This is a genomic window from Phnomibacter sp. (genome assembly GCF_036803085.1).
Classification (GTDB): Bacteria; Bacteroidota; Bacteroidia; order Chitinophagales; family Chitinophagaceae; genus Phnomibacter.
The window spans coordinates 102,021-120,427 of sequence record NZ_DAIRUZ010000006.1; the positions used below are offsets into that span (position 1 = coordinate 102,021).

The window sequence follows — 18,407 nt, forward strand, 5'->3', positions numbered from 1 at the left end:
GGAACGAAGCATCTGTTGAACCGAAGTCGAATGATTTTTCTGTGGCTATCTAACATCGATCATCTGTCATCTGGCATTTCTGTTCATTAGCAGTTTTTCAGATTTGCATTTTCATTTTCTTCGCAGTTGCTATGGAAACCACAGAAAAACTACGGCTCGATAAATATCTCTGGAGCATACGGGTGTTTAAAACCCGCAGCGCTGCAGCAGAAGCTTGTGAAAAAGGACGGGTGAAACTGAAGGACGACTCCGTAAAAGCCAGCCGTACCGTACGGGTGGGCGATGTGTACGATGTGCGTGGCGAAAACCGCCGCTGGATTGTACAGGTGACCGGCTTGTTGCATACCCGTCAGGCCTACAGCGAGGCCATCAAATATTACCTCGACCTTACCCCGCCCGAAGAGCTGGAAAAAGCCAAAGTGCAGGCGGAGAGTTTTCATACCGGCAAACGCCTCAGCAAAATTGGCCGTCCTACCAAAAAGCAACGGCGGGATTTGGATGATTTGATGGAGGGGTAAGGCAAGTGCCAGCGTTCACAAGTTGACGAGTTTGCCAGTTCCAGCGTCCACGCTTTTCAGTTTCGGTTGTTCCGATGTTCATTCAATGCAAGTTTGCATACCCTGCAGTTTGTCGTGCTACTGCCTGTTTCCTATTTCTTATTCTTTATTCCTTATTGCTTATTGCTTTTTCATTGGCACCTTTGCACATTCGCTAATCAGCACATTATCCCATGCACATCGATATACTTTCTGTTTTGCCTGAGTTGCTCGAAAGTCCGCTCAACCACAGTATTATGAAGCGGGCCCAGCAAAAAGGCCTGCTCACAGTGCGGGTTCACAACCTGCGCCAGTGGGCTGTCAACAATCAGGGCCAGATAGACGACTACCAATATGGTGGGGGCGCCGGCATGGTCATGATGTGCGAACCATTGGTGAATGCCATTGAGCAACTGCAAGCCGAAGGCGGACCTTTCGACGACATCATTTATATGACGCCCGATGGCAAACGCTTTGAGCAACGCGATGCCAACCAGTTGAGCCTCCAAAAAAGATTGCTCATCATTTGCGGCCATTACAAGGGCATTGATGAACGGGTGCGGGAACATTTTGTAACCCGTGAAATTTCCATCGGCGATTTTGTACTGAGTGGTGGTGAAATACCCGCTGCGCTGGTTGTAGATGCCATTGGCCGCCTACTGCCCGGTGTGCTCAACGATGAAACTTCGGCGCTGTTCGATTCTTTTCAGGATGGACTACTGGCGCCACCGGTGTACACCCGCCCGGCCGATTTCCGCGGTTGGAAAGTGCCCGATATTTTGCTCAGCGGCGACCCCATCAAAGTGGCCGACTGGCGCCACGATCAGGCGCTGCTGCGTACCGGGCAGCGCCGCCCCGATATGTTGGGCGATGAATAAAGCCGCTTATCATTTTGTTGAATGTTCTGCTCATTTTGACCGTCCAATGCTGTCTACGGCCCAATACTTTTGACGGCTATGCGACTACACCACTGCCTGCTTGCTTTGCTGGCCACCAGTTTTTTTGATTCATTGGCTGCCCAGCCCGTCACAACAGTGAATACTGCCAATACCGGAAGCATCACCCCATTACAGCAAGAGTTTAAAACAGGTATCCGAAAATCATCGGCACCTATTACCATTGATGGCAAACTGGATGAAGCCGTGTGGCAGGAAACGCCGGGCATTGCCGATTTCTGGCGCAAGTTTCCGACCGACAATGGCAAACCCATCCGGCCTACCACCGTTCGCATTACTTACGATGATAAAAACCTGTATGTAGCCGCTATTGCATACGATTCGGGCAAGGCGTTTATTCAAACCTTGAAGCGGGATTTTGGCCACGATGGCAGTGATGGTTTTGCGGTGGTGGTAGACCCGCTGAACCAGCATACCAACGGTTTTTTCTTTGTGGTAAATGCGTTCAACTCTCAATCGGAAGACCAGCTTACTACAACCGGTGGCCCCAATTTTAGCTGGGACAATAAATGGTTTTCGGCCACCACCCGGCACAACGATCATTGGATTGCTGAAATGGCCATTCCTTTTAAAACATTGCGTTACAAACCCGAGCAAGCCGTGTGGGGGTTGAACTTTGTACGCATTGATACCAAAACAAACGAGTACAGTTGCTGGACAAAAGTGCCGGTGAATTTTTCGAGCTGGGACCTGGGCCAAACCGGTGCATTGCATTGGGAAACACCACCGCCACCAGCAGGTAGCAATATGGTGCTGGTGCCTTATACTACCGGGCAGGTTCAATCCAGCAAAACCAATGGCGAAAACAATTATACGGGCAAAGGCAATGCAGGCTTCGATGCCAAAATTGGTTTGACTTCATCACTCAATTTAGACCTGACGGTGAATCCCGATTTTTCACAAATTGAAGTAGACCGGCAAGTAACCAACCTTACCCGCTTCAATATCTTTTTACCAGAGCGGCGTACCTTTTTTCTCGAAAATGCCGACTTGTTTTCCAGCTTTGGCATGGATCCCATCCGGCCATTTTACAGCCGCAGCATTGGCTTAGATAAAAACGGGCAACCCATTCCCATACTCGGTGGTGCAAGGGTTACCGGAAGTGTTACACCTAGTACACGCATTGGTGTAATGAACATGCAAACGGGCAACAAAGGCAGCTATAGTATGGAAAATTTCACCGCCGTTTCGGTGAACCAACGGGTATTGAAACGGTCTTCTATACGGGCATACGGGTTGAATCGCCAGGGCTTTTTGAGCAATGAAGAAAAAGCGAAAGATCCGCTGGCGGCTTACGGCAGAAATGTGGGTACAGAATGGGTGTACACCAATGTAGAAGGAACCTTTAATGCATGGGGAGCATATCACAAATCATTCAAGCCAACCATTAGCAACAAAGATGGTTTTGCCAATGCAGGATTTTCTTACAACGACCGTAAGTTTGAGTTCACGATAGATTGGGTGAATGTAGGTACCAACTACTATACCGATATGGGCTTTGTGCAGCGTATTGAAAACTATGATGCTGCCAGAGATACGGTAGTACGGCTCGGCTTTAAGCATTTGTTCAATGAAATTCAGTACCGCATTTTTCCCAAAAAGGGCATCATCAATACGCACAGGTTACGTGCCGAAACATACGTTGTGTGGAACCCCAATGGTACACTCAACGAACGCAACCATGAAAGCAATTACAGCATGCAGTTTAAGAACACTTCCAACTTTGTAGTAGGTGGATCTTACAGTCAGGTGCACTTGTTGTATCCCATTTCTTTTACTGGTGGCCGGCCTTTACCAGCTGCTGAATACAAGTATTGGCGGGGCTTTGCAGAATATCAGTCGGATTTTAGGAAGAAGGTGGCCTGGAGTACCGGTGTGGTGGCTGGTGATTTTTACAACGGTCAGTACACATCATTGCAGGCATCGCTTACGGTGCGTCATTTGCCCCATGTAAGTGTGGCTGTTCGTGCCGAATACAACAAACTGGTATTTCCCGGCGATTATGGTAGCGGAGAAATTCTATTGATTGCGCCACGTATCGATATCAACTTCACCACCAACGTTTTCTGGACTACTTTTTTGCAATACAATACACAGGCCAACAACTTCAACATCAACAGCCGTTTTCAGTGGCGTTTCCGCCCCATGAGTGATTTGTACCTGGTATATACCGATAATTATTTTACCGATCCGTTGCTTAAAAACAAGAACCGGGCGTTGGTATTAAAATTGAATTATTGGATAAACGTGTAAGAGAAGTTGACTAAATAATGTGGCAAAGCTTGCACACATGAATCAAGGCGCTGGTATCAACAGCGCCTGTTTTTTTGAGCATGTTGCGGCGGTGGTTATCAACGGTATTTACACTTAAAAAAAGGGAAGTTGCAATGTCTTTGCTGCTGGCACCTTCGGCAATCATTTTCAAAATTTCCAATTCTCTTGCAGTAAGAATATCTGCTTCTTGCAGCTCCGGGTGGGCACTGTGGTAGGTGAAAATGCGGTCGCCTACCCGGTAGCGATACCACCATGTGCCATCGGTTAAAAAAGGCTCAAGATCATGAATGAGAAACATGCCCAATAATGGGTTGTAGTTTTCATCCCACAACACGGGTATGGCGTGAAACATACTGCGATGTTTATTGCCGTACCTACAAGTAATGTTACAGTTAACGTAGGTAGACTGATAGCGTTTTTTTTCTTCGGGCTTGGCCCTGTTGAGTTGGCGGGAAATAGTGCGGGTATTGTTTACTGCAGCCTCTACTTGCTGGGGTAAAATGCAGCTGATGATATATGTGGGGCCGACCTCTAAAATTTCTTCGGGAACCGAACCAAAATAGCGGGCCGTACTGGTGTTGATATGATGAATGCTGAAATCGTGGTATGCAAAAATAACGGTCCGCAAATTGTTGAGGTCTGAATGGTCCAATATTTTGGACTGTTGCAGAAACTCCTCGAGTTGTGCAGGTGCTGGTAGTGTAGGGTAGTACTGGCCCCAAATTTCTACCACTTTTTGGTGTGCTTCGGCGGGTGTTTGCATCGTTCAACTTCAAAGGTAAGCCTAAAAATAGTCATTTCGACTATTGGCCCGTCCTCGGATTGTCTACAGATTTGCTGTACCATTTACCATTAAGTCCAATAAAATGAGTGGGGCGAAAATCACACCATCGCCCTGCTCATTTACCCCTCACACTCGCTTACCCCCAATTCCATTTTCAAAATCCCATCATTAAAGGACTTACCACAAAACCGGGTTTTTACCCGGTTTTGTTTTTTATACCTGTGTATCAATGCCTTGTGGCTTGGGCTTTAGCGGTATGGCAATGGTCATAAGGGTGCCGCTGCCAGGATGGCTTTCAATAAACAATTGCCCCCCATGTTTTTCAATGAACTCACGGCTGATCAACAGGCCCAATCCGGTGCCTCTTTCCTTGGCCGTACCTCGTCTGGTGGCGCCCACATGAGTTGTTAAAATTTCATGAACTACATCGGCACTAATGCCAATACCACTGTCTTGAATGGAAATATAGGTGTGTTGTTGGGCTACCCATGCTTTGAGTAAAATGTGCCCTTGCATGTGGCTAAACTTGATAGCGTTGCTCAGCAGGTTGCGCAAAATAAAATCTATCATTTGCTGATCGGCATGTAACGGACATGGATTGTCGACATCCGTTTCAATCGTTATTTTTTTCAAATGAGCCTGCAGGTGCAAAATGCGGACACATTTTTCCAGGCTTTCTCTGGCATCCAGCTGTTCTGGTTGAAAGGCCAGCAAATTCATCTGGCTTTTGCTCCATTGCAGTAAGTGAAATAACAATCGGTTTAAATGATCCAACGAATCCTGCGCTTCAGCCATCAGCTTTTGCTTTTCTGCTTCGCTCAGTTTTTCGTGGTGCTCGGTCAGCAGTTTTAAAAAGCTTTGCATGGTAGCCAGCGGATTGCGCAGGTCATGGGTGATGACGCTAAACAGTTTATCCTTCAAACCATTCAGCTCTTGCAGCTTTTCATTTTGTTTGCGCAGCGATAATGTTTGTGCTTCTATCTGCAACTGCAGTTGAATTTTTTGCTCTTCAATCAACTGCTTTTTTTCTTTTTCTGTTTCCAGTGCAATGCGTTCTTTTTCCAATCGCTGTTCTTCCAAAGCCTGCCGGGTTTGGTTGTACCGGCTGGCCAGGCCCAATGCAAACAGTACTACTTGCACTACCACGCCTACCTGTACAAAATAGCGGGTAAACCAGTTGTCGCCCACCATGCCCATTTCACGAAAAATGAAGAGGATAGCACCAGCTACCAGCAACGCATTTGCCGTAATGAAATACAAAGCCGGTTTATAATTTCGGTTGTAGGCATCAATACCCGCCACCAGCATCAATACGAGTATGAGGGTATTCAGAATGCCAATAATGGTAACCAATGGTGCCAGCCAATCAATATTCAACACATAGGTGCCGAGGCCAATGATCAGTGTGCCACTCATGAGTATGTTGAGTACCGTGAGTAATGCATTGGTACGTGGCAATAAGACCGGGGTGTTGAGGTATGTACGGGTAAACCACAAGCGTGCCAGGCTGGTAAAAGGAACGATGATGGTGTAGCTCCATGTATCCCACCGAGGACTGTTGGGCCACATGTGTTCTATACCAAAACCATAATAGTAGGCAAAGTATAATCCAATGCCTGCAATGCTCAGCACATAATGCAGATAGCTGGTATCTTTTACCGAAAAAAACAAGAATAAATTGTATAACGCCATTACCAGTATAACGCCCAAAAACATACCCTGCCAAAAGTGGCGGTCGCGGTCGGTTTTTTCAAACTGGTCTTGCCGCAACACTTCTATCTGCAAAGGACTTTTCTGATAGATACTATAAACAGCAGACAACGCAATATGTATTTGTGCGGTATCGCCGGGTTGCAGTTCAACTAAAAAATGAGGATGATAATGGGGCACATCTCTTGTACTTACCGGTTCGGTACGGGTGATAATGGACGATTGCAATTTGCCAGACTCTGCCGATTGGCTGGAGAGTTGCACTTGCCAAACGTTGGGCGTTTTGATGAGTAGTGTGCTGGCTGTAGTTTGAGTATTTACAATGCTGAATTGCGTATGTAATTGCGGACTGTCTGTCCAGTGCAGTTGTTTGGCAGACAGCTGTTGCATTCTATCGCCGGCCTTCCATTGCAGCATTGGGTTGTGCACCGGTTGCGCCTGCAACACATGTACAAAAAAAACAATGATTATGGCCAGCAACCCACGCATCCAATGAGATAATTGTTAGGTTTGTCAAGTTTCGTTACATCCTTCAATATTAATGGACTTTTATGGCGGGTATCAAAATTTTATTGGTAGAAGACGATTGGATTATTGCCAAAGAGATTACGCTGAGTTTGCAAGACATGGGTTTTGAACCCGTAGGCACCATTGATAGTGGCGAAGAAGCCATTCGGCAAATGCCTGTGTTGCAGCCCGATTTGGTATTGCTAGATATTGGCCTGAGTGGCGACATGACAGGTATTGATACTGCCCGTCAACTAAAGCAACAATTCAAAGTGCCGTATATTTTTCTGACAGCGCTGGCCGATCAGAGCACATTGGAACAAGCCAAGCTCACAGAACCGTATGCTTATCTGGTAAAACCTGTGAGCCCCGAAAGCTTGTACAGTTCTATTGAAATCACCATGCACAATGCGTCGCAACGCAAACTGCCCGATGTGTTGCCAGCCGAGCCGCTGGTAAAACCACTGCAATATGAAGAAGGCATTTTTGTAAAAAATAAAAAGCGGCTGGAGAAAGTACAACTAAGTGATGTGTTGTACATAGAAGCGGTTGATGTATATGCCATGATGTTTACCGTGCATGGCAAATTCCTGTTGAGCAACAGTTTAAAATCGGTAGAAGAAAAGTTTCCGGCGTCACATTTTATGCGGGTGCATCGTTCGTTTATTGTGAATACCCACAAGATTGAAGCCATTGAAGAAAACGATTTGATGATTTCCGGCAGGGCTATCCCAATTGGTAAAACTTTTAGGGAGCCCGTAATGAGCCGTTTGCAAGTTTTGTAGTGCCGGCAAGGGTTTCCGACGATTGTGTTTTCACCGCCTTGGCCAATCAGGGTTTTCCATTCACCCCGCAAAAGAGTTCCTTTCACCAAGTTAAACGGCGCATTTCCATCAACAAATAATAATGTTGAAATTGAAAATGCTTGCCGAATGAATAACCTGGCTACTCCGGGAATGTTGACTGCTGTGTGGATATCACTCATTGTGTACATGGGAGTGATTCTGTACTTCGTGGTGCGTGGAGCACGGCGAACGACCAACATGGCCGACTATGCCACCGGCACGTTTCAATTTTCGCCTGCTGCCATTGGGCTGTCGCTTGCTGCAGGCATGACAAGTGCCGCTACTTTCATTATCAATCCGGGATTTATCGCTTATTATGGCATCAGTGCTTTCTTAAGCATGGCGGTGTTTTTACCCTTTGGTGCTATTATTTCACTCATCATTTTTTCCAAACGCTTTCGCAAAATAGGTTCCGCAGTCAATGCTAAAACCATTGCGCAATGGGTGGGTATTCGCTACAACAGTGCTTCGTTTAGATTGTATATGGCCTTCTTGTCTGTACTGCATCTCACGTTCATTGTGTTGATAGCCGTTGGTTTAACGCAGGTGCTCAGCAGAGCATTAAATGTAGATGCATTGCCGGCTCTATCGGGCATTGTGATTTTTACTTTTGGCTACATGATGTTTGGTGGTGCCAATAGTTTGGTGTACACCAATATGATTCAGGCACTGCTGAAAGTAGTGGTGGCCGTGGTGTTGCTGTTCAGTGGGTATCAATTGTTTACCAATGCAGATGCTGGCTTCTTTCAACAACTGCAACAGATTGATCCAAAATTGACGGCCGCCTTCAATACAGATAGTCCGTTGTACCGCGACTTTTTTGAAGTAGTCATTTGTCAGTTGATTGTGGGGGTGGCCATTGTTTGTCAGCCGCACATTATTACCCGTTCATTGCTGTTGAAAGATGACAAAGGCATGAACCGTTTTTTGTGGGTGGCGGTCATTTTACTCATCCTGTTTTTTACGGTAGTGTTTACCGGTTTGTATGCCCGTATGTTGTTTCCTGATTTGATGGTAGCAGGCAAACCATTGCCCCTCGATGCGGTGATGAGTGCTTATGTGACCACGTATTTTTCTCCAGTGGTGAGTTTGTTTTTGGTAGTGGGTTTGCTGGCATCTGGAGTGGCTACCCTGGAGAGCCTCATTCAATCGATCAGCACTACTATCACCACTGATATTATTGCAGCATTTGCACCCAAGGTCATAGGCAAGCAGCAATTGTTTGTTAACAGACTGGTGATTGCAGTGATGGCTGTGGTCACCATTGTACTGTCTTACCAGCAGTTAGTCAATCCTGATTTGAGTGTGGGAATACTGGCACAAAACGGCGTGTATGCATCTTTCTCCGCCGCATTTGTGCCATTATTATTTGGCATGTTTTTGAAAAATGTACCCGTGCAGGCAGCTTTTAGTGCATCTGTAGCTGCGGTGGTGGCACACTTCGGTATTTACTACGGCCGCTTAACGCCGTACATGGAAACCGGCACCCGCAATCCGGGCATTGCAGCCGCCTTGGCCATTCTCATTTCGCTATTGGTTGGAACCGTTGTTTTGCTACTTTACCGCCAAACCCAAAAGGAGGCATCAGTATGAAACAACTAACCAGTATCGCCTTTGTATTGATGCTGATGGCAAGTGCTGCTTCAGCACAAACAAACTGCAGTTTCAACAGGGGGTGGCGTATGCAAACGGCACAGCTATCCAATCAACTTTCGGTAAGTTATTACGACACTGGAAAAGGGCAACCTATTGTGCTTTTACATGGTTTGGGCGGCCATGCAGCGCATTGGTTGCAAAATATAGATGAACTTGTAAAAGTCGGCCATCGGATAATAGCCATCAACCTTCCTGGCTATGGCGGAAGCCAGGCTTTGTTGGCTGAAGACTCCACACAACAATTACACAAATACGTATCTGTTGTAATTGCTTTGGCAGAAAAACTTCGATTGAAAAAAGTAATTCTCACCGGCCACAGTATGGGCGGACAAATAGCGATGCTCATTGCCTTGCAACAACCTAAGTGGCTGGAAAAATTGGCATTGGCAGCTCCTGCAGGGTTGGAAACGTTTACTGCTCAGGAAGCGTCGCTCCTCAAGCAATATGCAACGCCTGCGTTTTTCAAACAGCAGGATAGTGCCTCGATTGCCCGCAATGTGAAGACAAGTTTTTACAACATGCCAGCGTCTGCTGCTGCGTTGATTCAGGAACGCAATAGCATGAAAAGCTGTGCCGGGTTCGATGATTATTGTAAAACCGTATCTGCAGGTGTGGCCGGCATGCTTGGAGCACCTGTAGTCGATCAACTGTCACAAATACGTGTACCGGTATTAGTGCTGTTTGGAAAGCAAGATGCTTCCATTCCTAACAAATTATTGCATCCACAACTGCAACATGCCGATGTCATGAACGTGGCATTGCAACATATCCCAACTGTATCAGCTGTATGGCTCGAAGAAGCCGGGCACATGCTGCAGTGGGAACAGCCGGCAGCATTCAACAACGCATTGCTCACATTTATCCATCAATAACCATAACTATTCTTCACTAAAACAAACGATGTCGTATGAGAAAAATTCTTTTCATGTGCTTCCTGTTGGTTGTCTGCGCAAACGCCATATTGGCGCAGGCTACATACAAGGGTAAGGTAACCGACAAAAAGAACGGTCAGCCGTTGTCGGGGGCTACCGTTACCCTGAAGGGAACCACCAATGCGGTGGCTACCGATGCCAACGGTGAGTTTACGCTGATAGCCGAAACAGGCGGCACCCATACACTGGTGGCCAGCTATATTGGCTACGCCGAGCTGGCACTCACTGCTGCTGGCGAATATCTTCGCTTTGAACTGAGCGAAAGCACCGGTCTTGGCGATGAAGTGGTAGTAACCGCTTCCCGCAGGCCACAAAAAATTACTGAAGCGCCAGCTTCTATCAGTGTCATTACTTCCAAAGATTTGGATCAGAGTGCCTCTTTCAATATTGGCGAACTCGCTTCTAAAATTCAGGGGGTAGAATTTGTACGTACCGGTGTAAACGGCGTTGGATTCAATGCCCGTGGTTTCAACAATGCTTTTAACGCAAAGGTATTGCTGATGACCGATGGCCGTAACAGTATGATGGCTGGTGGTAGCGGTTTGGCTGCGGGTATTATGAATACCATCATCAAAGAAGACGTAGACCGCATGGAAGTAGTGCTGGGCCCCAGCAGTGCTTTGTATGGTCCTAATGCCCACAACGGTATTGCCAACACCATTACGAAAGACCCCCGCAAACACCAGGGTACAACTGTAGTGCTGGGTGGTGGTACACAAGAAGTATTCAGTGGCCGCATTCGTCAGGCTACTAAAATCAACAACAAGTGGGCGTATAAAATCACGGGTGAATACACCGCTGGTTTAGACTTTGCTTTTCAAGACAGCATCTATGCAGGTGGTAGCGTATACGGCCCTGCAGTAGCCATTCCTGAAAAGAATGACCGCCGTTTCCGTCACGTTCGTGGCGAAGGCCATTTGTACTACAGTGTTACTCCAAAGAGTGACATCATTGTTTCGTACGGTGGTAGCACCAACCGCTTTTTAAGTGTGAACAATGTGGGCCGCAACCAAATCGTTGACTGGAAGTTTAGCTACTTGCAGGCAAGGTATGTGAGCCCACGCTTTTTTGCACAAATCTATAATACGTGGACAAACGTAGGTAACTCGTATGGTATCCCCGGTTACACCCGTGACTTCTGGAACCGTACGCACAGCACCATCACTGATCCTGCCAATCCGTTGTTTGCTGCAGTGGGCCGTTTGTACCCCGATGAAGCAGAAGCTTTCGCATTGCGCCTGGGCAACCGCTTCAAAGAAGAAAGTAAGCGTTTGAATGCCGAAGCACAATACAACTATGAATTTGAAAAAATCGGTTTGCAGTTGGTAGCTGGCTTGAATTATCAGAAAGACAACCCCAACACATTTGGTACCAGCCTGGCAGATGCTACACAAAAAATTGAAGTAACTCAATTTGGTGGCGCATTGCAACTCGAACAAAAATTGCCTGCCGGCTTTAAGCTGTATGCTGCAGCTCGTGTAGACAACCACAGTGTGTTTGGCAATTTGTTTGCACCCAAAGTGGGCTTGGTAAAACCTGTGCCAGGCGGTGCTTTCCGTGTTACCTATGGTCGTGCTAATGCAGCACCCATTATCCTGTTTCAAAGTGCCAGCGTATTCGGTTTGGTGTTTGGTAACGGCGATGGTGTTCGCTACACACCCAACGGTGCACAGCTAAGCAGTGTAAGTGTAACCGAGAAATTGAAAGTAGAAGAGATTGGTACCTGGGAAATTGGCTACAAGGGTAAGATTGGTAAGAAACTGTATGTAGATGTAAACGGTTACTACGGCAACAGCAAAAACTTCCTGAGCCCTGCTATTACTGTTGGTGGACGTGCATTGAGTGTGGGCAATATTCCTATTCCTACTGCTGGTTTGCTGCTGCCCGGTACTGTAAATACACAAACAGGTGTGTTAAGTGGTGCAGCCTTTAGTACATACTTCAACTATGGCGAAGTTGCCAGCTACGGTGTTGATCTTGGCATTAATTATTTCATCAGCAATATGGTTTCACTTGCGGTGAAATACTCATGGTTTGGCAGCGACATTACCAAAGACAATATGAAGAACGATGCCAACCGCGATGGTTTTGTAAGTGCAGAAGAAAAGAGTCTGAATGCACCGAAGAACCGCATTGCTGGTACACTTAGCTTCAGCAATTTGGCCAAGGGTAAAATGTTTGTGAACCTGAGTGCCCGTTGGGTGCAGGAGCACGACTTTTACAGCGGTAGCCAAATGGGTACTGCTGCCGGTAAAGGCATGCGTGGCTCCGTGTATGGCGGAATCAATCCGCTCAACAACCAACCACGGTACTATGCAAAGAATTTTAACTGGGGTGCGTTGGGCGGCTTTACAACCATTGATATCAGTGCCGGCTATCGCTTCAATTCAATGCTGTCGTTGGGTGCAGGTGTAAGCAACCTGTTTGATGTAGAAATGCGGGAGTTTGTAGGCTCTCCCTCTATTGGCCGCCTCATTAGTGCCGAATTAAAAGTTCATATTCCTAACGGAAGTAAAAAATAGTGATGCTGCTTTTTGGTTGAACGGTAACGGGCTTCTGTACTGCATACTGCCAGGTATCATGTAGCAGAAGCCCTTCTTTTTATCACATCAATACAAGCCATATAAATATGCAGGATTTGTTTGTAAAGGCAAATGGAATACGACTACACGCCATAGATTGGAGAGGTAACGGACCTGTATTGCTGCTGGCGCATGGCCTCACTGCCAATGCCCATGCCTTTGATGGTTTGCTGGCAGCCGGTTTGAACAACTATTGTAGAATAATTGCGGTAGACCTGCGTGGCCGCGGCCAATCTGAAGCACCGGATATGGGCTATACCATGGCCGAAACAGCCAAAGACATTATTGGCTTAATGGATAAACTACAGTTAGAAGAAGTGATGATGGGCGGCCACTCCTATGGTGCATTTTTGAGTTGGTACCTGGCGGCATATTATCCGCAGCGCATTAGCAAGGTCATTGCATTAGATGCGGCTATGAAAATGCATCCCAATACCATGCAAATGTTGGGGCCGGCATTGGGCAGGTTGGGCAAAGTGTTTGGTTCATTTGAAGCCTATGTACAGCAGGTAAAAACCGCTCCCTATTTGCATTTTTGGGAAGATGCCATGACCAGTTATTACCAGGCTGATGTGCATACTGCCGCCGACGGTAGTGTGGCTACCATACCCAATGCACAGCACATGACCGAAGCAGCCACCAAAGTGTTGGCAGAGCCCTGGGCCGACATTTTGAAAGCCGTTACACAACCTGTTTTGATGTGTAACGCACCGGGTATTTATACCATGGATGCACCGCTGCTGCCGGAAGAAAATGCCCGTGAAACAGCAGCTTTGTTACAAGATGTGCAATTTGTAAAAGTAGACGGCAATCATCAAACCATGTTGTATGGCGAAGGAGCCCGACAGATTGTAGCCGCAATAGCGTCTTTTATCTAAGTGTATTTTGTTTTGTTGTATGAAGGGCAGAGAGCAGCGACATGATCGCTGCTCTCATTGTTTTGCCCAATCTGTTGTTTGCTGCTGTATATTGGTCCTCATGATTCAGTTTTCTGTATTCAATGCAGCAAGTAATATCGATGGCACCGGCGTATTTGCCGGCCAACGCATACCTGCCCGGCGCAAAATTGGCAACCTTGGTGGCGAAGTCATTTCATTGCGGGAAGCCCGTAAACGGGCTGCGAAATCCAAGCGGGTAGCCATGGTTGAATTTGGCAATGGCTATGCGCTGGATGCCAGCATCAATCCGAATGCGTTGCGCTACCTCAATCACAGTTGTCAGCCCAATTGTTATATGCGTTGCATCAACAACCGGGTGGAGTTTTGGAGCCTGCACCCCATCAAAAAAGGAGAGGAACTCACCTGCAATTATGGCCCCACGCACCACGATGGCAAACTGCCTTGCCGCTGCGGGGCGAGTAATTGTGTGGGGTATTTGTAATGGCGGAATCCGATTTGGATTGCAGATGAGATTCTATTTAAATTTCCTAACAAAATGCAAAGAAGCAAGACGATTTTTAAGTTGGCATAGTGTTTGGAAAAGTCGCTTCAAAAAAGTTCCTATGAAGCAAATCATCCCTTTATTCTCCTGCGCTTTATTTGTTGCAACAACTGTACAGGCTCAAGATGCGAGTGTAGCCATTAAGGCCGGCGTCAATCTTGCCAACGTCACCATCTCCGACAATGGCAGCATCGATGATGCCAAAACCCTCACTTCTTTTCAGGCTGGTGTACAGGCCGATTTGCCCATCACCAAATTCTTTTCATTGCAGCCGGGTTTATTTTTTACTGGTAAAGGTGCCAAAACCAGTGTAGGCAGTTCCAGCGATGCCACGTATTACAAAGCCAGCTCCAATCCCATGTACATTGAGCTGCCACTGAATGCAGTGTTCAAGCTGCCCCTCAGCAAAGACAATAACTTTTTTGTAGGTGCCGGTCCGTATGCAGCCATGGGTATTGCCGGTAAAAACAAAGTAGAAGGCAAAGTTTTTGGTGTTGCTTTCAACAGTTCAGAAAACATCAAGTTTTCCAATGATGATCCTACTACTTCAACACAAGAAGGAGCAGGCATTGGCATCATGCGCCGGTTTGATTATGGACTGAATGGTGTGGCAGGTATTGAGGCCGACGCCTTTTTGCTCACCCTGCAGTATGGCTATGGCTTGGCCAATATTGCCTCCGAAGGCAACAGCAATGCCAACGATCGCAACAAGCACCGGGTGCTGAGTTTGACGCTTGGAGTGAAGTTGTAAGCGATAATGCTTACATAATTACGATAATGCGTTTTCTCTTGGATTTATATCTTTCCTTCCATCAAACACCAAGGGCGCCAGCATACACTGGCGCCCTTGGTTATTTTGAATCGTCATCTACATTATTCACTCTTCTTCACACCCACCACCGGCAGGCTTTTCTCCCGAATCATCGTGTTCAGCTTCGGCAGTTCTTCGCTCATCACTGCTTTCAGTTTGGCTAACTCTGCATCTATTTGTGCAGCTACTACTTCGTAGGCTTCCAGCACTTGCTTGGCAGGGGCACCATTGCCTACCGAAGCGGTACGGTACACGCTGCTCAGTTTATCGTCGAGCTTAATGGGGTAGTTGAGCACATCTTGTCCGCTCTTGGCTTTTGTTTGGTGCAGCGCTTCTTCAATCGGCGTCAGCTTTTTACCAATCGCTTCTGTCAGGTCCTTCACTTCCTTCGGACAATCTTTGCCCCAACGGCTAGTGAGGTCTGTCATTTGCTTGCGAATTTCAGTCATGTCTTTCTGTGCTTTCATCACTTCATCAAACTTGGCTTGTGCCTTGCGCAAAAAGGTAAACTGTGCTTCGTACTCCGCCTGACTCACTTTGTAGTTGGGATCGGCCAGTACAGTAAAGGGTACTTCAGCACTGTCTTTGCCCACTTTCATTTTGGCTATGTATTCGCCGGGAGGCGCCATGGCCACCATGCGAGCACGGTTCCACAAAATGGTGCCTTCTGGTACACGTTCGCCTTCAGGATAATTCAAATCCCATGCAAAATGATTGAGGCCGTTCTTCAATTCCATTTTGTTGTCTTTCTCCGCAGTGCCGTATGTCTTAATTACGGTACGGTTTTTATCCATTACCACCACGGTAGCTTTCAATGTATCAGCACCGCCTTTGATGTAGAAAGGAATCACAGCACCGGGCATGGGGTTGGCACCGGCATTGCGTGGCGCAGCACCAGCATTGCGCCAGCCACGGCCAGCTACCTGCATGCGATATGCTGGAGCGGGAGTAAAGGCTACAAAGTTTTTCTCGGCTATAACGGGCTCGTATTGCTGCACCGTTGTCAGATCGTCGAGAATGTAAATGCTGCGGCCCTGTGTGCCCACAATCAGGTCGTTGTTTTTAATGGTCATGTCGGTAATGGGTACCACAGGCATGTTCAGCTGAAACTTGCTCCAGCTGGCACCATCATTGTAGCTGATGTACATGCCAAACTCGGTGCCGGCATACAGTAGACCAGCACGTTTTTTATCGGCACGAATGGCACGGGTAAAATGCATGCGGTTGATGCCTGCATCAATGCGCTGCCATGTTTTGCCGTAGTCAGTTGTTTTAAACAGATATGGCGTGTAATCGTCGAGCTTGTAGCGGGTACCGGCAAAATAAGCCGTGCCTTTGCGTACGGGGTCTACATCTACACAGTTCCACATCATTTGTGCCGGAATGTCTTTGGGCGTTACGTTCTCCCAGTTTTTGCCACCGTCTTTGCTTACATGTATCAGGCCATCATCGCTACCGGTCCACAGCAGATTGGGTTCTGTAGCACTTTCTGCAGCGGTAAAAATGGTGCAGTAATATTCAACCGTAGTGTTGTCTTTGGTAATGGGACCACCACTCGGGCCTTGTTTGCTCTTGTCATTTGTCGTCAGGTCGGGGCTAATCATTTCCCAGCTGCGGCCTTCATTTTCGGTCACAAACAAATGGTTGCCTGCGGCATACAACCGCTTGGGGTTGTTGGGGCTGAAGAAGATGGGATAGTTCCACTGGAAACGGTATTTCGCTGCTTCGGCACCGGCACCCATGTTGTCGATGGGCCACACATTTATCATGCGGCTTTCACCGGTTTTGTGGTCGAGGCGCTGCAGCATACCCATGTAGTTGCCACCATAAGTAATGTCGGGGTTGGTGGGGTCGGCTACCACGTAACCACTTTCGCTACCTGCCGCATCTTCCATGTCAGCAGCTGTAATGGCAGATCCGTAAGTACGGCTTTTAATGCGGAAGGCACCATTGTCTTGCTGGCCACCCAATATGCGGTAAGGAAAAGCATTGTCGGTGCTCACCCGGTACACCTGCACGGTAGGTTGGTTTTCGTAAGTGCTCCAGTTTTGACCGCCATCAAAGCTTACCTGTGCACCGCCATCATCGGCCACAATCATGCGGCGACCGTTTTCCGGGTCAATCCACAAATCGTGGTGATCGCCATGCGGTGTTTGGTAGGGGCTGCTGAAAGTGCGGCCACCATCGCGGCTCAGCATAAAGTTTACGTTCGGTGCGTACACCAGGTTTTCGTTTTGCGGATCTACAAACACACGGGTATAGTACCATGCCCGCTGACGAATATTGTTGTCGCTGCTGCGCAGGCTCCAGGTTTCGCCACCGTCTTCGCTGGCATACAGGCCACCTTTTTCATTTTCAATAATGGCATACACTTTATTGGTATTGCTGGGTGCCACGGCTACTGCATTAATGCCCCAAATGCCTTTGGGCAAGCCTTTGTTACCCGAAATGTTTTTCCAGGTTTCGCCACCGTCGGTGCTCTTCCAGAGGGCACTGCCTTCGCCACCACTTTCCAGGGTGTGCGGCTGGCGAATAACCCGCCAGGTAGAAGCAAACAGCACATCGGGGTTGCCGGGTTCGGGCACTACTTCAAAACCGCCGGTCTGGTCGTTTACAAAAAGTACCTGACGCCAGTTTTTGCCGCCATCGGTGGTTTTGTAAATACCTCTTTCGCGGTTGGGGCCAAACAAATGGCCTATTACCGCAGCCCACACTGTATTCGGGTCTTTTGGGTGAATGGCAATGCGAACAATATGACGACCATCGCGGAGGCCAATGTTTCTCCATGTTTTGCCGCCATTGTCGCTGCGCCACATGCCGCCAAGCCCTTCACTTACATTTCCCCGCATGGTTTTTTCACCCTCGCCAACGTACAATATGCTTTCATCGCTGGGGGCTACAGCTACGCTGCCAATGCTACCGCCAAAAAAACCATCGCTGATGTTGGTCCAGTTGCTGCCGCCGTCGGTGGTTTTCCAAACACCGCCACCGGTAGCACCAAAATAGAAGGTGTTTTTGTTTTTGTAGCTACCGGCCACCGCTGCACTGCGGCCACCACGAAAGGGGCCAATGAGGCGGTAGTTCAGGTTTTTGAAGAAAGGAATTTCCTGTGCTTCGGCTACAGGAGCAGGTGGCGCTGCTTTCTTCTTTTGCGCCAATACCTGCGTGTACAGGGCCAACAAGGCCACACAGGCGAGCAATACTTTTCTCATACGAGTGTTGCAGTTTAGAAATGAAGGGGAAATATACAGCCGTTTAGACGATGAATCATTATTGAACTATTGCCAGTTCATTGGCTACACATCATGGGTCAAATACATGTTTGGGGCTGTCAGCATTGGTGCTACTATGTAGCTGTTGTTCCCACCTTCCTC

13 protein-coding genes are annotated in these 18,407 nt (G+C 47.6%); 10 read left to right on the forward strand and 3 right to left on the reverse strand.

The features are described from left to right. Nucleotides 1-131 precede the first annotated feature (131 nt). The 3 genes from V7Q13_RS12795 to V7Q13_RS12805 all read left to right on the forward strand — a co-directional run bounded on the left by V7Q13_RS12795 (nucleotide 132) and on the right by V7Q13_RS12805 (nucleotide 3,745). Nucleotides 132-518 carry an RNA-binding S4 domain-containing protein gene (locus V7Q13_RS12795; RefSeq protein ID WP_333801066.1) on the forward strand — a complete coding sequence of 129 codons (387 nt, stop codon included), beginning with the start codon at nucleotides 132-134 and terminating at the stop codon, nucleotides 516-518. A gap of 212 nt (nucleotides 519-730) precedes the next feature. Beyond that, nucleotides 731-1,414, forward strand: coding sequence for a tRNA (guanosine(37)-N1)-methyltransferase TrmD (trmD, locus tag V7Q13_RS12800; protein WP_333801067.1), 684 nt, complete (start codon nucleotides 731-733; stop codon nucleotides 1,412-1,414). A 78-nt stretch (nucleotides 1,415-1,492) separates the two neighbouring features. Continuing rightward, nucleotides 1,493-3,745, forward strand: a complete 2,253-nt coding sequence (locus V7Q13_RS12805; RefSeq protein ID WP_333801068.1) for a DUF5916 domain-containing protein — start codon at nucleotides 1,493-1,495, stop codon at nucleotides 3,743-3,745. Nucleotides 3,746-3,755: 10 nt separating this feature from the next. Here the strand turns inward: V7Q13_RS12805 and V7Q13_RS12810 are convergent, their stop codons facing one another. After that, nucleotides 3,756-4,529, reverse strand: coding sequence for a response regulator transcription factor (locus tag V7Q13_RS12810; RefSeq protein WP_333801069.1), 774 nt, complete (start codon nucleotides 4,527-4,529; stop codon nucleotides 3,756-3,758). Between the two features lie 234 nt (nucleotides 4,530-4,763). Continuing rightward, the gene (locus V7Q13_RS12815; RefSeq protein WP_333801070.1) at nucleotides 4,764-6,749 is read right to left on the reverse strand and encodes a sensor histidine kinase; all 1,986 of its coding nucleotides are present in this window, start codon (nucleotides 6,747-6,749) and stop codon (nucleotides 4,764-4,766) included. A 62-nt stretch (nucleotides 6,750-6,811) separates the two neighbouring features. Between V7Q13_RS12815 and V7Q13_RS12820 the strand changes: the two genes are divergently transcribed. The 7 genes from V7Q13_RS12820 (at nucleotide 6,812) to V7Q13_RS12850 (ending at nucleotide 14,973) form a co-directional block, all read left to right on the forward strand. After that, nucleotides 6,812-7,552, forward strand: a complete 741-nt coding sequence (locus tag V7Q13_RS12820; RefSeq protein ID WP_333801071.1) for a LytR/AlgR family response regulator transcription factor — start codon at nucleotides 6,812-6,814, stop codon at nucleotides 7,550-7,552. A 147-nt stretch (nucleotides 7,553-7,699) separates the two neighbouring features. Further along, on the forward strand, nucleotides 7,700-9,205 hold the full coding sequence (locus V7Q13_RS12825; protein WP_333801072.1) for a sodium:solute symporter family transporter: 1,506 nt from the start codon (nucleotides 7,700-7,702) through the stop codon (nucleotides 9,203-9,205). Continuing rightward, nucleotides 9,202-10,140, forward strand: coding sequence for an alpha/beta fold hydrolase (locus V7Q13_RS12830; RefSeq protein WP_333801073.1), 939 nt, complete (start codon nucleotides 9,202-9,204; stop codon nucleotides 10,138-10,140). Before V7Q13_RS12825 ends, V7Q13_RS12830 begins: the two co-directional genes overlap by 4 nt. 35 nt (nucleotides 10,141-10,175) lie before the next feature. Continuing rightward, nucleotides 10,176-12,722 carry a TonB-dependent receptor gene (locus V7Q13_RS12835; RefSeq protein ID WP_333801074.1) on the forward strand — a complete coding sequence of 849 codons (2,547 nt, stop codon included), beginning with the start codon at nucleotides 10,176-10,178 and terminating at the stop codon, nucleotides 12,720-12,722. Between the two features lie 107 nt (nucleotides 12,723-12,829). Further along, nucleotides 12,830-13,660, forward strand: a complete 831-nt coding sequence (locus tag V7Q13_RS12840) for an alpha/beta fold hydrolase (protein ID WP_333801075.1) — start codon at nucleotides 12,830-12,832, stop codon at nucleotides 13,658-13,660. A 100-nt stretch (nucleotides 13,661-13,760) separates the two neighbouring features. Then, on the forward strand, nucleotides 13,761-14,162 hold the full coding sequence (locus V7Q13_RS12845) for an SET domain-containing protein (protein ID WP_333801076.1): 402 nt from the start codon (nucleotides 13,761-13,763) through the stop codon (nucleotides 14,160-14,162). A gap of 121 nt (nucleotides 14,163-14,283) precedes the next feature. Continuing rightward, on the forward strand, nucleotides 14,284-14,973 hold the full coding sequence (locus V7Q13_RS12850) for a porin family protein (RefSeq protein WP_333801077.1): 690 nt from the start codon (nucleotides 14,284-14,286) through the stop codon (nucleotides 14,971-14,973). Between the two features lie 122 nt (nucleotides 14,974-15,095). On the opposite strand, the gene V7Q13_RS12855 is transcribed toward V7Q13_RS12850, so the two are convergent. Further along, a complete protein-coding gene (locus V7Q13_RS12855; RefSeq protein ID WP_333801078.1) occupies nucleotides 15,096-18,245 on the reverse strand; it encodes a WD40/YVTN/BNR-like repeat-containing protein in 3,150 nt (1,049 codons plus the stop codon). Nucleotides 18,246-18,407: the final 162 nt, after the last annotated feature.